The sequence below is a fragment of the Myxococcus sp. AB036A genome (genome assembly GCF_006547355.1).
In the GTDB taxonomy this organism is placed as follows: Bacteria; Myxococcota; Myxococcia; order Myxococcales; family Myxococcaceae; genus Myxococcus; species Myxococcus virescens.
Genome location: NZ_VHLC01000011.1, coordinates 113,680 through 131,075, shown reverse-complemented (window position 1 = coordinate 131,075; position 17,396 = coordinate 113,680). Strand labels below are relative to the sequence as shown.

11 protein-coding genes and 1 pseudogene are annotated in these 17,396 nt (G+C 68.2%); 10 read left to right on the top strand and 2 right to left on the bottom strand.

What is annotated here, in order from left to right; all coding sequences use genetic code 11:
• A pseudogene (locus tag FL344_RS07240) lies at positions 1-786 on the bottom strand (hypothetical protein); the annotation flags it as partial.
• A gap of 27 nt (positions 787-813) precedes the next feature.
• Positions 814-2,661: an OmpA family protein gene (locus tag FL344_RS07235; protein ID WP_141618001.1), complete on the bottom strand. Its 1,848-nt coding sequence runs from the start codon at positions 2,659-2,661 to the stop codon at positions 814-816.
• A gap of 231 nt (positions 2,662-2,892) precedes the next feature.
• Here FL344_RS07235 and tssI point away from each other — a divergent pair, with 231 nt between their 5' ends.
• From tssI to tssD, 10 genes are all read left to right on the top strand, one after another.
• Entirely contained in the window at positions 2,893-5,157 is a 2,265-nt protein-coding gene (gene tssI / locus FL344_RS07230) for a type VI secretion system tip protein TssI/VgrG (RefSeq protein WP_141618000.1), read from the top strand.
• Positions 5,158-5,304: 147 nt separating this feature from the next.
• Positions 5,305-5,922: a type VI secretion system lipoprotein TssJ gene (gene tssJ / locus FL344_RS07225; protein ID WP_141594436.1), complete on the top strand. Its 618-nt coding sequence runs from the start codon at positions 5,305-5,307 to the stop codon at positions 5,920-5,922.
• On the top strand, positions 5,919-7,286 hold the full coding sequence (gene tssK / locus FL344_RS07220; RefSeq protein WP_141594435.1) for a type VI secretion system baseplate subunit TssK: 1,368 nt from the start codon (positions 5,919-5,921) through the stop codon (positions 7,284-7,286). Before tssJ ends, tssK begins: the two co-directional genes overlap by 4 nt.
• Before the next feature lie 15 nt (positions 7,287-7,301).
• Positions 7,302-8,018: a DotU family type IV/VI secretion system protein gene (locus FL344_RS07215; RefSeq protein WP_090493012.1), complete on the top strand. Its 717-nt coding sequence runs from the start codon at positions 7,302-7,304 to the stop codon at positions 8,016-8,018.
• The gene (gene tssM / locus FL344_RS07210; RefSeq protein ID WP_228558618.1) at positions 8,018-11,710 is read left to right on the top strand and encodes a type VI secretion system membrane subunit TssM; all 3,693 of its coding nucleotides are present in this window, start codon (positions 8,018-8,020) and stop codon (positions 11,708-11,710) included. The genes FL344_RS07215 and tssM overlap by 1 nt, the downstream gene beginning before the upstream one ends.
• A gap of 1 nt (position 11,711) precedes the next feature.
• Positions 11,712-12,644 carry a type VI secretion system-associated protein TagF gene (gene tagF, locus FL344_RS07205; RefSeq protein ID WP_141617999.1) on the top strand — a complete coding sequence of 311 codons (933 nt, stop codon included), beginning with the start codon at positions 11,712-11,714 and terminating at the stop codon, positions 12,642-12,644.
• A 15-nt stretch (positions 12,645-12,659) separates the two neighbouring features.
• Positions 12,660-14,684 (top strand): type VI secretion system protein TssA, encoded by a 2,025-nt coding sequence (gene tssA / locus FL344_RS07200; RefSeq protein ID WP_141617998.1) that lies wholly within the window; start codon positions 12,660-12,662, stop codon positions 14,682-14,684.
• A gap of 82 nt (positions 14,685-14,766) precedes the next feature.
• Positions 14,767-15,261 (top strand): type VI secretion system contractile sheath small subunit, encoded by a 495-nt coding sequence (gene tssB / locus FL344_RS07195; protein ID WP_011554793.1) that lies wholly within the window; start codon positions 14,767-14,769, stop codon positions 15,259-15,261.
• Positions 15,262-15,286: 25 nt separating this feature from the next.
• Entirely contained in the window at positions 15,287-16,771 is a 1,485-nt protein-coding gene (gene tssC / locus FL344_RS07190; RefSeq protein ID WP_011554794.1) for a type VI secretion system contractile sheath large subunit, read from the top strand.
• Between the two features lie 119 nt (positions 16,772-16,890).
• Positions 16,891-17,382, top strand: a complete 492-nt coding sequence (tssD, locus tag FL344_RS07185) for a type VI secretion system tube protein TssD (RefSeq protein WP_090493021.1) — start codon at positions 16,891-16,893, stop codon at positions 17,380-17,382.
• Positions 17,383-17,396 lie beyond the last annotated feature (14 nt).

The following is a 17,396-nucleotide window of genomic DNA, read 5'->3' as shown; positions in this document are numbered from 1 at the left end:
CGCATTGGGGTGCGTCACGTCGATGCCCTCGCCCGACCTCGCTTTCGTCTCGATGGGATCTGAACCCACAGGGCACCCGACATACGGGGTCTGCCCGTTGAGCACCGTGTCGGCTTCGTACTTGCCCCCCCGGAACCCCGCCCCCTCCGCGCTGAGTTCACTGCCACTGTTCAGGGTCACGGCCCCATTCGCCACGAAAGCCAGGATGCCACCAGTCCGGCTCTCAGGGTCCCAGGCCTTGGCGCGCACCTTCGCGTTAGCGCTCACGGTCAGCGTCGTGAACTCCGGCACCCGGACCACCTGCGTGACTTCCGCCGCGTAGGAGTGCTTTAGCGGCCGGTCCAGCGTCAGGGTGAGTTCCTCCTCTTCCTCGTCCGTGGTGACGTTTGTCAGACGTGCCAGCTCCCACCGGCCCACGGCTCCTCCTTCGAGGTAGATGGGCCCGGAGTTGCCCGGCACCGTCACTGGCACCACCCCGGTGGTCTGGATGATCAACACCAGGTCACCCTCGGTGTCGGTGCCCCCCCTCGGCCCACTGAAGTCGAGGATGGGGGGTGACTCGGACGTGCCGGTCGCCAGTGACGTCTTGATGGTCATGTCACCCGGTGCCACCGGTGCCAGGACCTGGGCGTAGTTGTTGATGACCGTGCCACCCGACCCGCCGCCGATATTCCGGGCGCCATCCTGGCCATTCCCCACCAGATAGGTATCCGGGCCCGGCATGGCCGGCAGGGCCCAGAGCCCCACGGCCACCATCAGCGCCTTCGTCAGAGCATTCGTTCTCATCGAGATGGTTCTCCGCGGAGGCGCACGTCAGCGCTGACCGCGCCCGGACTTGTCTTGCTGTGGGTCCGCCAGCAGGAACTCCACGCGGCGGTTGTTCTCACGGCCGTTCGACGTCGCGTTGCTGTCGATGGGGCGCTCCTGGCCATAGCCCAGGGCCTTCAGCCGCTCGGGCGCGATGTCCCGGCCGATGAGGTACTGGCGCACGGCCTCCGCACGCCCCTGCGACAGGCGGCGGTTGTCGTCGGGGAAGCCCCGGTCGTCCGTGTGCGCGCCCACCACGACGAGCGGAATCTCCGGGTGCTCTCGGATGACGCGCGCCACCCAATCCAGCAATTCATAGGAGCGCTTCTGGATGCGTGCCTGCGTCGGCTCGAAGAAGACCTTGCCCATCACCACCAGGCGGTCCGGACGAATCTCCACCAGCGGAAGGATGTGCAGCGGGCAGCCCAGGTTCTTGGCGTCCCCCGGCTCATTCACACAGCTGTCCGCGCGGTTGGGCACGCCATCCTTGTCCGAGTCCGACTCCGGGCAGCCATTGCGCTCGATGGGACCGGCCTCGTTCGGGCACTCGTCCTTGTCGTTGTCGATGCCGTCGCCGTCCGTGTCCCGCACCGGGCAGCCCCGGTTGTCCGCGGGCCCCGGGTCCGACGGGCAACTGTCGATTTCGTCGGGGACCTCGTCACCGTCCTGGTCCGGAATCGGGCAGCCCTGGCGCGCGGCGGGACCGTGCTCCAACGGGCAGCCGTCCAACATGTCTTCGATTCCGTCGCCGTCCGTGTCCTGCGCCGAGCAGCCCTGGCGCGCCACGTCTCCCGGCACCAGCGGACACTTGTCGTCGGCGTTACGCACGCCGTCGCCGTCCTCGTCCATGTCCGGGCACTCTTGAATCTTCGCCTCGGGCGGCAGCCCCATCTCACACCGGACCGAGGACTCACCCGGGCCCCGCGGCGGCGTCACGTTGCCGAAAGCCCCGCCCACCATCAGCCGGAACAGCGGCGTGCCGGGCGCCGCGCCCACGCCCACGCCCGCCAGCGCGAACATCTCCAGCGACGAGCCCACCAGGTAGCGAGCGCCAGGGAGCAACTCCACCGATGTCGGCTGCTCCGTCAGCGGCACCATGCCCCGCACGTTGAGCTCCCAGCGCAGCCGCTTGCCCGTCGTGGCCAACGCCACGCCCAGGCGCAACTCCTGGCCCACCTCATCCTCGGTTTCGCCCGTGCGGTCCGTCAGCAGCACGCGGGGGCGTTGCAAATAGCCAACCTCCAGGCCCGCGCGGATGAAGCCGAAGTGCCGTCCCACCATCACCCGCGGCGACAGGCGGAGCCCGCCATCATCGCGGGCAAAGGCCCCCTCGCTGCCCAGCGGCAGCCCCGCCGCCACATCCAAGGCCAGGTCCACCCCACCCGCTTCCGTCTGCCTCAGCAGGCCGAAGCGCGCGCTCACCACCGGCGTGGACAGCGCCTGACTGGCGGGCACGGCAATCCCATAACGCGCCATGCCAACGTCATCGCCGCCCTGGAACGCCACCATGGGAACCTGCAAGCCCACCTGAAGCCAGTCCAACGGGGCATACGCGGCGGCCAGATGCGCCGTGGTGCGTCCAGAGACGATGGCCACCTCGGGCTGCTCGCGAATGAGGTTGTCCATGTAGACGAGCGGCTGATGCGCGTAGTGCATCATCACCGTCGCGCGGAACGCCCCCACGGGAAGCAGTTCACCCATGCCGACGAGGAGCGAACCCTCCGCGCCGGGATTCAGCTCCAGGCGCTCCAGGTCGAAGCCTCGCAACACGGGTGCTTCCTGCGCCCCGGCGGACAGCGACGTCAGCGCGAGTGCCAGCGCGAGCCCGCGGTGCAGGAGCTCTTTTCTTCTCATGGTTCTCCCCGAAGCCGTCTGGGTACCCCGGGAAGACCCGCAGTTTCAAGCCAGCCCCCCTTTTCCACTCTACACCGAAGTCCGACCTGGAATGGGGTGGCCCCAGTGCCAGCGGACGTCCGCAATGAAAATTTCGTGTCAGGCCCCCCTGGTACGCCAATTCGTGGCATGCTGCCGCACCACAATCGGGCCAAATCCTGATGGACGAGGCCCCGCGCTGGGGGACCGTGGATGATCGCGAACGCCGCCTTGAAAGCCAACCAGGCTGAGTTCGAGTTCCAGGCAGGTTCCTTCACCGCCGGAGAGCTGGCCGTCCTTGGATTTGAAGCCGAGGAGACGCTGTCCCAGCCTTACGCGGTGGAGGTGGCGCTGGCCGCCCGGCCGGACGTGGACGTGGATGAGAAGGCGCTGCTGGGTCAGGACGCGCGGCTCACCATCATGCTCGGAGACGGCACCGCGCGCTTCTTCCACGGCATCGTGTCGCGCATGTCACGGTGGGATGAAGGCAATGGCCCGGAGCGCCGCCGCTACCGCGCCACCGTGGTGCCGCGGCTGTGGACGCTCCGCCACCGCCGCAAGAGCCGCATCTACCAGGAGATGACCGTCCCGGACATCGTCCACAAGGTGCTGGATGAGGCCAAGGTGGAGCACCGGCTGGCGCTCACCGGCACGTACCCCAAGCGCGACTACTGCGTGCAGTACCGCGAGTCCGACCTCGACTTCGTGTCCCGCCTCCTGGAGGAAGAAGGCGTCTTCTACTTCTTCGAGCACGGCGAGGACGCCCACATGATGGTGATTGGCGACGGCGCCTCCGCCAATCCCGAGATGCAAGGCGAATCCAAGCTCGTCTTCCGCGAGCGCAGCCAGATGGTTGCCTCGCAGGAGTACGTCCACGAGCTGGTCTCCCGCATGGAGGTGCAGCCCGGCGCGGTGGCCCTGCGCGACTACAACTTCCTGCGTCCCGCCCAGGACCTGGGTGCCAGCTCCGAGGCGGAGGACGGCGAGGCCGCGCTCGAAATCTACGACTACCCCGGCCGCTATGAAGAGCCCGCGCCCGGCCGCAGCCTGGCGAAGGTGCGCCTGGAGGAGCTGCGCGCTCGGGCGGAGACGGTGACGGGCGCCAGCTACAGCCGCCGCATCTGCGTGGGCCACTCCTTCGAGCTGGCGGACCACCCGGACGAGTCCGCCAACCGCAAGTACCTGCCCGTCTCCGTGCGGCACCTGGGCCACCAGTCGGAGGCGCTGAGCATCGAGCAGGGCTCGCTGCGCAGCCGGGAGGACTACCGCAACGAATTCCTCTGCCAGCCCGCGGAGGTGCCCTTCCGCCCGCCGCGCGTGACACCCCGGCCGGTGATTCCGGGAGCGCAGACGGCCATCGTGGTGGGCCCCAGCGGGGAGGAGATCCACACCGACGAGCACGGCCGCATCAAGGTCCAGTTCCACTGGGACCGCGAGGGCAAGAACAACGACAAGAGCTCCTGCTGGATCCGCGTCAGCCAGGCCTGGGCGGGCCCGGGCTGGGGTGCCCTGTACCTGCCGCGCATCGGCCATGAGGTCGTCGTCGAGTTCCTCGAGGGCGACCCGGACCGGCCCATCGTCACCGGCAGCGTCTACAACGGGGCGAATCCGACGCCCATCGACCTGCCCGGCAACAAGACGCAGAGCACGCTGCGCTCCAGCTCCAGCCCGGGTGGCGCGGGCTCCAACGAGCTGCGCTTCGAGGACGCGGCCGGCAGCGAGCTCGTCTATCTGCACGCGCAGAAGGACTTCAACATCGTCGTGGAGAACGACAAGACGCAGGAGGTCCGCGGCAACGAGACGTTGCTGGTGCGCAAGGACCGCTCCCGCGTCATCGAGGGCAACCAGGCCCTGCTGGTGAAGAAGAACGACGACAGCACCGTCACCGGCAACCAGACGCTGGCCGTCACGCAGAACCGCTCCACCACCGTGGGCGGCAACCACACCGAAGCGGTGGCCGGGGACCAGTCCATCAGCGTCAGCGGCAACCAGGCCCTCACGGTGGCCATGGCCTCCGCGGAGACGGTGGCCCTGGGGAAGATGCTCAACGTGGGCGGCGCGCTCGCCGTCACCGTGGGTGCCGCCTTCAACGAGCTGGTGGGCGGCCTCAAGTCCGAACAGGTGGGCGGCGCCAAGGTGGAGGTCGTCGGCGCCAAGAAGTCCGAGACGGTCAAGGGCGCCCGCACGCTCCAGGTGGGTGGGGACCTCTCCGAAGAGGTGGGTAAGTCCCGCACGCTCAAGGTGGACAAGGACATGCTGGTCAGCGTGGCCGGCAAGGTGAACCACGCCGCCAAGGACGCCTACACCCTGTCCGCCAAGGAAATCTCACTGGTTGCCCAGGAGCAGTTCACCCTCAAGGTCGGCTCCGCCACGCTCCAGGTGAAGAAGAACGGGGACGTGGTCATCAAGGGCGCCAAGATCGAGGTCACCGCGACAGGCGACGTCGTCATCAAGGGCTCCAAGATTTCCGAGAACTAGGAGCAGACAGAGAACCGCCATCTGGGGGGTGGCTTGAATCCTGTCCGTCCTGTCTGGCAGTTTACGCTTCGCACGGAAGTTGTAAGGACCCGTGCGTTCTTTCAAGGAATACGAATCTTGGCGCTAGGACACACAGGCGCCGGTCGGGTGTGGAATGCCGGCCGGAACCTCCGGTGGGGTGTGGTCATCGCGCTCGCGGCCGCCTTGAGCGGGAGCGCGGGCTGCGTGAAGCGTGTGCCCCAGGCGTGTGAGACGCCGCCGCCGTTCCAGGTGGTGGTGGATGCGTCGGAGCAGCTCAATCCCGACGCGCGCGGGCGCTCGCTGCCCACCGTGGTGCAGATCGTCCAGCTCAAGGACAGCGTCCGGCTGGAGCGCGCGGGCTTCAAGGACCTGTGGGGCAAGCCGGAGGAGTTCCTCAAGGAGGACCTGCTCCAGGTGGCCGAGCTGGTGATTCCGCCCGGCCGCCAGGTGAAGCGCTGGGTGCAGCGTGATCCGAAGGCCCGCTTCGTCCTGGCCATGGGGCACTTCCGGCAACCGCTGGGCTATTCGTGGCGGACGGTGGCGGCGCTCCCCGTGGTGGAGGAAGCGCGCTGCGTGGAGCGCCCCGCGGGTGACCAGGGCGACCCGAAGCCGGGGGACGAGGTCTTCCGCTACCGGCTGCAAGGCTATCAGATTGACCTGATGTTCCGGCCCATGACGCAGGCGCCGGAGCCTCGACTCCAACCCCAAGCAGGCGACGGCGTGTCGCCGCGGAGAGGTGTATGAAGTCCGTGCAGCGAGTCGTCTGGTCGGAGGGCATGTTCATGAGCCCCCACCACCTCCAGCAGCAGGACCTCTACCACGAGCAACTGCTGGATCAGCGGCTGGCCTCGCTCGAACCGTATCCCTGGGGCGTCGTGGCCCTGGAGTTCGATATGGAGGCGCTGCGCGCCGGCCAGGTGCAGCTGACCCACTTCACCGGCATCCTCCCCGACGGTCTGCCGGTCTCCTTCGAGTCCGGAGACGCGGAGGCGCCGCCCGCTCGGCCCGCGGATGGCTACTTCCCGCCCGCCCAGCGCACCCTGGACGTGTACCTGGGCGTGCCGCGCGAGCGCAGCGGCGTGGAGAGCTTCGGCAGCGGGGAGCGGCTGGGCAGCAGCCCGCGCTACACGCCCGCCTCCCGCCCCGTCAGTGATTTGACGGCCTCCACCTCCATCTCGCAGGTGGCCTTCGGTCAGCGCAACGTGCGGCTGCTGTTCGGCACCGAGCCGCGCGACGACTTCGAGTCCATCAAGCTGTGCGAGCTCTCCCGCGACCGCTCCGGCAACCTGATGCTGGTGGAGTCCTTCATCCCGCCGTGCCTGCGCATCGACGCGTCCCCGTTCGTCATGAACGAGTTGCGGACGATGTTGCGGCTGATGGTGTCCAAGCAGCGGCAGTTGTCCTCGCGGCGGCGGCACCGGGACGCCTCGGCGCTGGAGTTCACCGCGGGCGACGTGACGCTCTTCCTGGAGCTCAACGCGCTCAACGGCACCATCCCCTTCCTCCAGCACGCGCTGGACGCGGGCAACCTGCGGCCCAGGGACTTGTACCTGGCGCTGGCGCAGTGCGCGGGGCAATTGTGCACCTTCTCCGTCAGCGCGGACCCGTCCACGCTGCCCACCTTCCAGTTCACCAACCTGCGCGCCACCTTCGAGGAGCTGTTCCGCCGCCTCTCCGAGCTGATGCGCGCGGTGGCGCTGGAGCAGTGCCTGTCGGTGGACCTGACGGCGGGCGCAGACGGCATGTTCCGCGGCCGACTGGAGGACGACCGGCTGGAGCGCTGCGGCCACTTCATCCTCGCGGTGCGCAGCGAGCTGCCGGAACGCGTGGTGGCCGAGCAGCTCCCCAAGCTGTCGAAGGTCGCCGCCTGGGAGGATATCCGCGCGCTGGTGCAGGCCGCCGCGCCCGGTGTGCCGCTGGCGGTGACGTACCGGCCGCCGCCCGAGGTCCCCGTGCAGCCGGGCACCGTCTACTTCAGCCTCTCCATGAATGACGGCTACTGGAGGAACGTGATGCGGGACCGCAACCTCGCCATCTACCTCCCGCAGCCGTTCGACGCGAGCCGAACGACCGTGGAACTGCTCGCGGTTCCCACCGCCAATCGCTGACGCCCCGAGCCGCCCATGGACCGAGTCACCGAAGCCACGAAGGATTGTTTCGACGCCGCCATCCAGTTGCGCGGCTCCGAAGCCTCGGCGGTGCCGCCGCCCGAGACGCTGCACCACCGCCTGCGCGGCGTGGTGGACGAGACGCTGCGCCGCGCCGCCGTGCTGGGCTTCAGCCATCAGGACGCCCAGGACATGGCCTACGCGCTGGTGGCGCTCATCGACGAGGTCGTCCTGGGCCGCCCGGAGGAGTACCGACAGCTCTGGATGCCCCTCCAGCTCCACTACTTCAACGAGAACGTCGCCGGCGACGGCTTCTTCGCGCGCCTCAACACCGTGCGAAAGGACCCGCACCGGCACGAGGTGTTGCAGGTCTACTACCTGTGCATGCTCTTCGGCTTCCAGGGCCGCTACCGCATCCGCGGCGGCGAGCTGGAGCTGATGACGCTCATCGACACGGTGCAGAAGGACCTGGAGCGCGCGCGGCCCTTCGACTTCGACGTGCTGTCGCCGCACGGGGACCGGCCCACCGAATCGCTGCTCTCCAAGCGCAAGAAGGCGTCAATGGTGGGCATCTCCGCCGGGGCGCTCGCGGTGGCCGTCCTGTTCTACGGCGTGCTGCAGTTCTTCCTCAACGACAAGGTCGGTGAGCTGAGAAGCCGCATCGAGGTCCACGCGGCCCGCAACACGGCGACGAGCGCCAGCCAGACGCAGGCAGCGGGAGGGGCGCAGTGATGGCGTACCTGTTACCGCTGCTGGGCATCGGCGCGCCGATGTTCGCCCTGATGACCTACCTGGGCCTCTCCATGCAGCAGGCGGCCATCGTCGCCGCGCTCGCGGGCATGCTGGCCGCCGGAGTGGTGTGGCTGGTCAAGCGCATCCGCGCGCGCGCCGCCGCCAAGAAGCTGGAGGGCGCGCTGGCGGCGCAGGCGGATGAGCAGGCCACCACCGTGCGGCCGGACCTGCAGCCTGAAATCAAGGCCATGCAGTCGGAGTTCACCAAGGCGGTGGAGGCGCTCAAGGCCTCCAAGCTGGCGCGCGGCGGCAAGGACGCGCTGGCGGTGCTGCCCTGGTACCTCATCGTCGGCCCTCCGGGCGCCGGCAAGAGCACCGCGCTGCGCAACTCCGGGCTGAAGTTCCCGTACCTCTCCGCGCGCGGCGGCGTGCGCGGCGTGGGCGGCACGCGCAACTGCGACTGGTGGCTGACCAATGAGGCCGTGCTGCTGGACACGGCCGGCCGCTACACCAGCGCCGAGGAGGACCGGCCGGAGTGGCTGGCCTTCCTGGACACGGTGGCGAAGCACCGCCCCAGCCGTCCCATCAACGGCCTCATCGTGGCCATCAGCGTCAGCGAGCTGCTGAACGCGGACCCGCAGGCCGTGGGGGAGATGGGACAGACCATCCGCGAGCGCCTGGATGAAATCACGACCCGGCTGAAGATGCTGGTGCCGGTGTACGTGATGATCACCAAGTGCGACCTGCTCCCCGGCTTCGTGGAGATGTTCTCCGACCTGTCGCGCGTGGAGCGCGGGCAGATCTGGGGCTTCACCGTGCCGCTGGAGCAGCAGCGCGAGGCGAGCACGGACCTGTTCCGCGAGCGCTTCGACCAGATGCTCTCCGTGCTGGAGCAGCGCTCGCTGCGCCGGCTAGGCCAGGAGCGCCGGCTGGAGACGCGCGAGAAGATCTACGGCTTCCCGCAGAAGTTCGACGCGCTCCGGAAGAACCTGGCGGAGTTCCTCCAGCCGCTCTTCCTGGAGAACGTGTTCCAGGACACGCCCGTCTTCCGCGGCCTGTACTTCAACAGCGGCACGCAGGAGCTGCGCCCGGTGGACAAGGTGTCCCCGTCCGCGGCGGAGATTTTCGGCAGCACCAACGGCCGGGCGCAGACGGATGGCGCCACGGACGGCCGCAGCTACTTCCTCTGGGACGTCTTCACCAAGGTGATGTTCCAGGACCAGCAGGTGGCGGTGCGCAGCTCGCTGGAGGAAGCGAGGGTGCGCCGCCAGCGGATGATATTGGCCAGCGCGGCCTCCGCCGCCACGGTGCTGCTGCTGTCGCTGCCCACGGTGTCCTTCTTCAAGAACCGCAACATGGCGGAGGCCGTCACCGAGGCCATCACCAGTGTGAATCTGGACCCGCGTGACGACATCCGCCGCGTCGAGGACCTGATTCCGCTGCGCAACCGGCTCCAGGAGCTGACGGAGTACGAGGAAGGCAGCGCTCCGGTGTTCATGCGCTTCGGCCTCTACCAGGGCCAGAAGCTGCTGCCGCAGGCGCGCCAGTTCTACAACGCGGCGCTGCGCCGGGTGCTGCTCGGCAAGCAGTTCGAGCTCATCCAGCAGCGCCTGGACAGCTTCGGGAAGAACCCGGACCTGCTGACGGTGCGCAGCGACGAGGACTACAGCAAGCACTTCGACGCGTACCGCCAGTACTTCGACGACTTGAAGATGTACCTGCTGGTGACCACGCCCCGCGACCCACGCGAGCCGGAGCTGGACGAGCTGCAGCGCAAGTGGCTCCAGGACGAAATCGTCAAGCACTGGAAGCGCGTGCGGGGCGACGCGGTAGACGAGCGAGCGGTGGCGAACCACGCGGAGACGTTCCTGCTGATGCTCGCCAACGAGCAGATGCTCCCCGAGGAGCAGAAGCCGGCGCGGGAGCAGCGCATCGCCTTCAGCCGCGTCACCGGCGTGGTGCAGTCGGCGCGCCGCTCGCTCAACAACGTGCCCCTGGTGCGGCTGGAGCTGGCGCAGCTGGTGGCCAACATGAGCGGCGCGTACCCGGACGTGACGCTGGAGCAGCTCGTGGGCTCGGTGCCGCAGATGAGCGCCACCTCGCGCGTGCGGGGCGCCTTCACACGCAAGGCCTACGACGACGTCATCCGCGAGCGGCTGGACCTGGCCTTCCAGGACCAGCAGTCGTGGGTGCTGGACCGCGATGAGAAGGTGGACACGGTGAGCTCGCGGCGCGAGCTGCGCACCCGCTACTTCGAGGCCTACACCCAGGAGTGGAAGGACTTCCTCGGCTCCATCCGCGTGCAGGCACCGGAGAACCTGACGCAGATGGAGAGCCTGCTGACGAACCTGACGCGCGGCAAGCCCAAGCCCTACGGGCGGCTGTTCCGCGCGCTCACGTACAACGTGGTACTCGACAAGCGCGACGCCAAGGCGGCGGAGGCCGACACGGGCTTCCTGGCCAAGGCGGGGAAGCTGTTCGGCTCGGAGCCCGGGAAGGACGTGCCGCAGAAGCGCGAGCTGCTGAACGCCAACTCACCTTCCGGCGCCCAGGAAGTCACGGCCCGCGACCTGGAGCGCGAGTTCGCCTCGCTCATCCGCTTCGCCACGGAGACCTCCAAGACGGAGGACGGCGAGGAGTCCCTGACGGCGCTGGATTCGTATGAAGACCAGTTGGCCACCGTCCAGACGACGCTGCTGGCGGTGAAGGACAAGCCGGCCGAGTCCGGCCTGCTGCTGGACAAGATTGAGTCCACCCGCAACAACGTGGAGATGATGGTCCGCAAGCAGACGGACAACGTCGCCATCTTCGAGCGGCTGCTGCTGCCGCCGTTCCAGGAGATGCGCTCGGTGGTGTTCGTGGGCGTGGCCTGCAACAAGAGCAAGCTGTGGCAGGACCAGGTGGTGACGGCGTGGAGCAGCGCCTTCAAGGGCAAGTACCCGTTCGACCGCGCGTCGCAGGCGGACGCGCCGCTGCCCGAGGTCGCGGAGTTCCTGCGCCCCGAAGGCGGCCTGGTGCGCAAGTTCGTCAAGGAGCAGCTCCTGGAGGACGTGGTGGCCACCGGACGCCGGTGGGAGTTCACCTCGTCGGGCGGCGTCATGTACCGGCCTGACCTGCTCGGCTTCCTGGAGAAGACGGGCGCGCTCTCCACCACGCTCTTCCCCGGCGGCGACACGGTGGACCCGCTGGTCCGCTTCCAGGTGCGCCTGCGCCCGGGCGTCTCCGCGGACGGCATGGCGTCGCAGATTTCATCCATCACCCTGACGCTCGACGGTACGGACGAGACGTACCGCAACGGCCCGGACACGGTGTGGAAGCCGATGATCTGGCCCGGTCAGGCAGGCAAGCTCGGTGCCCGCATCACCGTGCAGAGCGCGGATGGGTCCACGGAGACGACGCTGGAGGCCGAGGGTGACTGGGGCCTGTTCCGCCTGCTGGAGCGCGTCAAGCGCATCGAGCCCAGCGCGGACGGCCGCTACTTCACCGCGACGTGGGAAATCGAGGAGATGAACGGCGCGCTGGTCTCCATCGACTTCCGTCCGGAGCGCACCGCCAACCCGTTCTTCGGGATGTCGGGCAACACGTCCAAGCTGCTGGCCATCTTCCGGGACCCGGGGTTGCAGCCGCCGACGACCATCGCTCGCAAAGGCGAGTGCGCGCCGCAGGCCATCGCGGCGGATAGGGTTCATTGACATGGCAGTGCAGTCGCCGCGCATCGGCCTGCTGGGCAAGACGCCCCGACAGGCCGAGTTCATCCGCCACAACGCGGCCACCCCGCTGGCCCTCCAGCTCTACGGCTGGATGGAAGCGGGTGTGGAGCGTTCGCGAAGAGCCCGGGTGGACCTGCCCGCCGAGCCCGTCTGTTTCGTCTTCACCGCGCCCGGCCAGAAGCAGGCGCTGGTGGGGTTGATGGCGCCCAGCCAGGACAGCGTGGGCCGGACATTCCCGCTGGCCATCTTCACCGAGGTGTCCTCGGCGGAGACGGCCTCGCGGCTCGCGTTGACGCCGGAGGCGTACCAGCCCTTCCTGCGCGCCGCCGGTGCGCTGGCCCAGTCCGCCGCGGAGTTGGAGGTGCCACAACTGCTGGAGCGCGTGGCGGCGCTGCCCCTGCCGGGGCCGGGGGACTACAGCCTCGCGAAGCGGCTGCTCAACGCCGTGCTGGCGGAGCACCACACCGTGGACCTGCTGGGCCCGGTGGTGGAGGGCACCCCGGAAGGTGGGCGCTACTACGCGCTGCACACCTTCCTCACCGCGTGCGCGGGCGAGCGCGGCAAGGAGCAGTCACCGGCTGGCGTCACCCTGGACTGTCCGCTGACCACGCACGTGGGCCCCGTAGCCTGGCTGGAGCTGTCCTCGCGACTGCTCAAGTGGACGCACCAGCCTCCGGCCTTCTTCTGGTCCGACGGCGAGAAGCCCCGGCTGCTCATCAGCCTGGGAGCGGCCTCCCCTGCCCTCTTCCTCGCGCTGGCCCAGCCCAGCCGTCCGGGCGCCCAGGTGTGGCCGCTGCGCACCGAGCGCCCCGCCGCCATCGACAACGCGCGCAAGGGCCTCACGGCCTCGGCGCGACAGGTCATCGACGCGCCGTCCACCACCCTGGAACAGCTGTTGCAGACGCTTTCGCGCTGAAGCCCCACCACGCCTATGCCTCCCACCCTGGAACAGCTTCGTGAACGTGCCCTCCCCTGGGCCGAGCCCGTGCCGGGGGCGTCCCCGGCCGGCGTGCAGGCGAAGCACGAGCCCGCATACGAGGCCGTCGCGCTGGAAGTCGCGAAGTTGGAGTCTCCGGCCAGCAACGCCGTGCGTTGGGATGACGTCGTCGAGGGCGCCAGCGAGCTGCTGAAGTACACCACCAAGGACCTCTGGCTCGCCTCGTACATGGCCTATGGCCTGTATGCCACGCGAGGCCTGGACGGCGCGGCCACCGGCACGGCCGTGCTCGCCGAGGTGACGGAGCGCTACTGGCAGGACCTCTTCCCGGAGGCGAAGCGGCTGCGCGGCCGGGCCAACGCCGTGGCCTGGTTCGTGGACCGGCTGGGCCGCATCCTGCCCACCGTGGACCAGGCCTCCGTGAGCGCGGAGCCCCTGGATGCGCTGGCGGTCGCGGTGAGGCGCCTGGCCCAGCTCTCACGCGAGCGGTTCTCCGACATGGCCCCCGCGTTCGGGCCACTCCAGGACGCCATCGCCCGGCTCCGCGCCGGACTCCCTGAGCCCGAACCTGCGAGCGTACCGGATGGACGCACCGCGTCCTCGGAAGACGCAGACGCCTCGCAGCCGCCGGTGGATGGGACTGCGCCGTCCCAGGACGAGGACACCCCGTCCGGCGAGGATGGAGAGACCGCCGTGCGCGCGGCGGACTCCACGCATGCCACGCGGCCAGGAGCGCCTCCGGACAGCGCTGAAACGTCCACGAACGGCAATGGCAACCGTTCCGCTCGGGAGGCGGGCAATGCCAGCGCCAAAGGCAAACCTGCTCAATCCAGCGGTGCTGGAAACAGCGCCGCCCCGGTCAAAGGCAACACCCCCCAGGGCAATCCCACGACAAAGAGCGCCCCCACCCCGGCCAAAAGCAACACCGCTCAGGACACCGCCAAAGGCAGCGCAGCCAGCCAGGGCGGCGCCTCCGCTAACGGCACACCCGCCCCTCCGCGCGCCGCCATCGAAGTCCCGCCCCTCCCCGAGCTTCCCGCCGCGCCGGATCTGTCCAGCGTGGAGGCGATCACCGACTTCCTGCGCACCGTGGGCGGCGCGTTGCTGGGAGCCGCGGGAGCGCTTCGCCGGGCAAGCCCCGAAGACCCGCTCTCCTACCGCCTCAACCGCATGGGCCTGTGGCTGCACCTGACCCAGCCGCCCGCCACGGATGGCAATGGCCGCACCCAGATTCACCCACTGCCGGACCTGCTGGAAACCAAGCTGGAGACCCTGGAGCAGAACCAGCGCTGGGGCGAGCTGCTGGACGAGTCCGAGTCGGCCCTGGCCCGCCACCGCTTCACGCTGACGCTCCACCGGTACAGCGCCACCGCCCTGGAGGGACTGGGTGCCGCGTACGCCGGGGCTCGCACCGCGCTGATACAGGAATTGGCCATCCAGCTCCGCCGGATGACCGGCGTGGAGACGCTCATCTCCACCCTGGGAAGCCCGCTCACGGACGACGCCACCCGAGACTGGCTGCGCGACCACGTCCTCCGCGCGAGCGCGCCCCCACCCGCCCCTTCCGCCGCCGTGGTGTCAGTGTCCACGGCCCTGTCGCTGGGGCCCCTGTCGCTGGGCCCATCTGTCCATGCCGACAGCGCGGCGCTGGAAGCCGAAGCCCGCACGTTGCTGGAGGAAGGCCGCGTCCACGAAGCTGTCACCCGGTTGCAGGCCGCCATCACCGTCGCCAGCACCGGCCGCGCCCGCTTCATCTCCCGGCTGGAGCTGGCGCGGTTGTGTGCCAATGCGGGCCAGTTGCCGCTCGCGCGCGCCGTCTATGAAGCGCTGGACGAAGAGGTCTCCGCCCACGCGCTCGACACCTGGGAGCCAGCGCTCGCCGCCGCGTGTCTGGAGGGGTGGCTGCAAACCCGCACCGACGCCGAAAAGGAGTCTGGACCGGTGGCAGTGAAATTTCGAAACCGGTATCGTCGTCTAGCGTTGCTGGACTCTTCCGCCACGCTGCGCGTCGGCGCTTGAAAGACACCCGTCGTACCGCGGCGAAGCTCTCCCTCATGCGACGCCCGCGTCTTCTACGCAGTTCCCAAGGAGAAAGCCGCAGATGAGCAAAGAGAGTTCCGTCGCCCCTACCGAGCGCGTCAACATCGTCTACAAGCCCGCCACCGGCAATGCGCAGGAGCAGGTGGAGCTGCCGCTGAAGGTGCTGATGCTCGGGGACTTCACGGGTCAGGAAGACGCCCGTCCGCTGGAGCAGCGCGCGCCCATCAACGTGGACAAGGCCAACTTCAACGAAGTCATGGCCCAGCAGAACCTCAAGGTCACCCTGACCGCCGCCGACAAGCTTTCGGCGGACCCGAACGCCACGATGAACGTGTCGCTCCAGTTCAAGAACCTGAATGACTTTTCGCCCGAGAGCGTTGTCAATCAGGTGCCGGAGCTGAAGAAGCTGCTCGAGCTGCGCAGCGCGCTCAACGCCCTCAAGGGCCCCCTGGGCAACCTGCCGGCGTTCCGCAAGAAGCTCCAGGCCCTGCTCGCCGACGAGGACGGACGCAAGGCACTCATCAAGGAACTGGGTCTGACCGAAGAGACCAAGTAGCCCTTTCCGGGGGAACCGAATCACCATGGCCAACGAGACCCAGACCCAGAAGTCCACGGGCGTCGCCAATGACGCCTCGCTGTCCCTGCTCGACGAAATCCTGTCCGAGGCCAAGCTGAAGCCGAAGGACGAGGGTTACGACGTCGCCAAGCGCGGCGTGCAGGCCTTCATCACCGAGATGCTGGCGCCCAACCGCTCCGAGGAGCGCGTGGACAAGGCGCTCGTCGACGCGATGATTGCCGAAATCGACAAGCGCCTGTCCTCCCAGGTCAACGAAATCCTCCACGCGAAGGAGTTCCAGAAGCTGGAGTCCTCGTGGCGCTCGTTGAAGTTCATGGTGGACCGCACCGACTTCCGCGAGAACACCCGCGTGGAGATGCTGAACGCCTCCAAGGAAGACCTGCAGAAGGACTTCGAGGACGCGCCCGAGGTCACCAAGAGCGGCCTGTACAAGCTCGTGTACTCCAACGAGTACGGCGTCTTCGGTGGCAAGCCCTACGGCATCATCTCCGCCAACTACGACTTCAACGTGGGCCCGCAGGACATGGAGCTGCTCCGCAAGTGCGCCTCCGTGGCCGCCATGGCGCACGCGCCCTTCATCGGCAATGCCGCGCCGGAAGTGTTCGGCGAGGAGAGCTTCCTCAAACTGCCCGACCTGAAGGACCTCAAGTCGCTCTTCGAGGGTCCGCAGTACGCCCGGTGGCACTCGTTCCGTGAGAGCGAGGACGCGCGCTACGTGGGCCTGGCACTGCCGCGCTTCCTGCTGCGCCTGCCCTACGGTGAGAAGACGGTGCCGGTGAAGGCCTTCAACTTCACCGAGGACGTCGTGGGCCACCACGAGCGCTACCTGTGGGGTCACGCCTCCGTGGCGCTCACCAGCCGCGTGGCGGACTCGTTCGCCAAGTTCCGCTGGAGCCCGAACATCATCGGTCCCCAGTCCGGCGGCGCGGTGGAGAACCTGCCGCTGCACCAGTACGAGGCCATGGGGGAAATCCAGACCAAGATTCCCACCGAGGTCATGCTCACCGAGCGGCGCGAGTTCGAGCTCTCCGAGGAGGGCTTCATCGGCCTGGTGTTCCGCAAGGACTCCGACAACGCGGCCTTCTTCAGCGCCAACTCCACGCAGAAGCCCCGGTTCTTCGGCAACACCCCGGAGGGCAAGGCGGCGGAGACGAACTACCGCCTGGGCACGCAGCTCCCCTACATGTTCATCATGACCCGCCTGGCGCACTACATCAAAGTGCTCCAGCGCGAGCAGATTGGAAGCTGGAAGGAGAAGTCGGATCTGGAGCGCGAGCTCAATCACTGGCTCAGCCAGTACATCTCCGACATGGACGATCCTGCTCCCGCCGTGCGCTCGCGCCGCCCGCTGCGCGCCGCGCGCGTGGTGGTGGAGGACGTGGAGGGTCAGCCGGGCTGGTACCGCTGCAGCCTGCAGGTGCGCCCCCACTTCAAGTACATGGGTGCGTCGTTCACCTTGTCCCTCGTGGGCAAGCTGGACAAGGAGTAGAGCCCGTTTCACCCAGCGTCGGTCATTTCAGCTAGTTTAGGGGCTCCAACAAGCCCAGGCTCAGGGTGAGCCTGGGTCCACCAGCGCGCGGACGCGCGCAAAGCGACGAGGTTGAAGTCATGGCTGAATCAGTACACCTGTACCTGAAGGCGAACGGCAGCGACATCAAGGGCGACAGCACGCAGACCAGCCTGGGCCGCGCGGATTCCATCGAGTGCGTTGCGTACAGCCAGAAGGTCTTCACCGCTCGCGAGGCCGGCTCGGGTCTGGCGACGGGCCGCCGCCAGTACGAGGGCATCGAAATCACCAAGCGCATCGACAAGTCGTCGCCGCTGCTGATGAAGGCCCTCTGCGAGAACCAGGTCATCGACGCGACCTTCAAGTTCTTCCGTCCGAACCCGACGGGCGACGGCACCACCGAGCAGTTCTACACGGTGTCCATCAAGAAGGCCCGCATCAACGCCATCCAGCAGACGGTGCCGAACTCCTTCGTGCCGGCGAGCACCAACCTGCCCCCGATGGAGACCATCCAGCTGGTGTTCCACACCATCAACTGGACCATCACCCAGGGCGGCGTCACGCACGAGGACACCTGGGACACCCAGCGTTGATGTCCGTCCCTCCA

Bases quoted from the DNA above. Each gene is read 5' to 3' on its own strand.
- FL344_RS07235 (WP_141618001.1), bottom strand. From the start codon at position 2,661: ATGAGAAGAAAAGAGCTCCTGCACCGCGGGCTCGCGCTGGCACTCGCG.
- tssI (WP_141618000.1), top strand. From the start codon at position 2,893: ATGATCGCGAACGCCGCCTTGAAAGCCAACCAGGCTGAGTTCGAGTTC.
- tssK (WP_141594435.1), top strand. From the start codon at position 5,919: ATGAAGTCCGTGCAGCGAGTCGTCTGGTCGGAGGGCATGTTCATGAGC.
- FL344_RS07215 (WP_090493012.1), top strand. From the start codon at position 7,302: ATGGACCGAGTCACCGAAGCCACGAAGGATTGTTTCGACGCCGCCATC.
- tssM (WP_228558618.1), top strand. From the start codon at position 8,018: ATGGCGTACCTGTTACCGCTGCTGGGCATCGGCGCGCCGATGTTCGCC.
- tagF (WP_141617999.1), top strand. From the start codon at position 11,712: ATGGCAGTGCAGTCGCCGCGCATCGGCCTGCTGGGCAAGACGCCCCGA.
- tssA (WP_141617998.1), top strand. From the start codon at position 12,660: ATGCCTCCCACCCTGGAACAGCTTCGTGAACGTGCCCTCCCCTGGGCC.
- tssB (WP_011554793.1), top strand. From the start codon at position 14,767: ATGAGCAAAGAGAGTTCCGTCGCCCCTACCGAGCGCGTCAACATCGTC.
- tssC (WP_011554794.1), top strand. From the start codon at position 15,287: ATGGCCAACGAGACCCAGACCCAGAAGTCCACGGGCGTCGCCAATGAC.
- tssD (WP_090493021.1), top strand. From the start codon at position 16,891: ATGGCTGAATCAGTACACCTGTACCTGAAGGCGAACGGCAGCGACATC.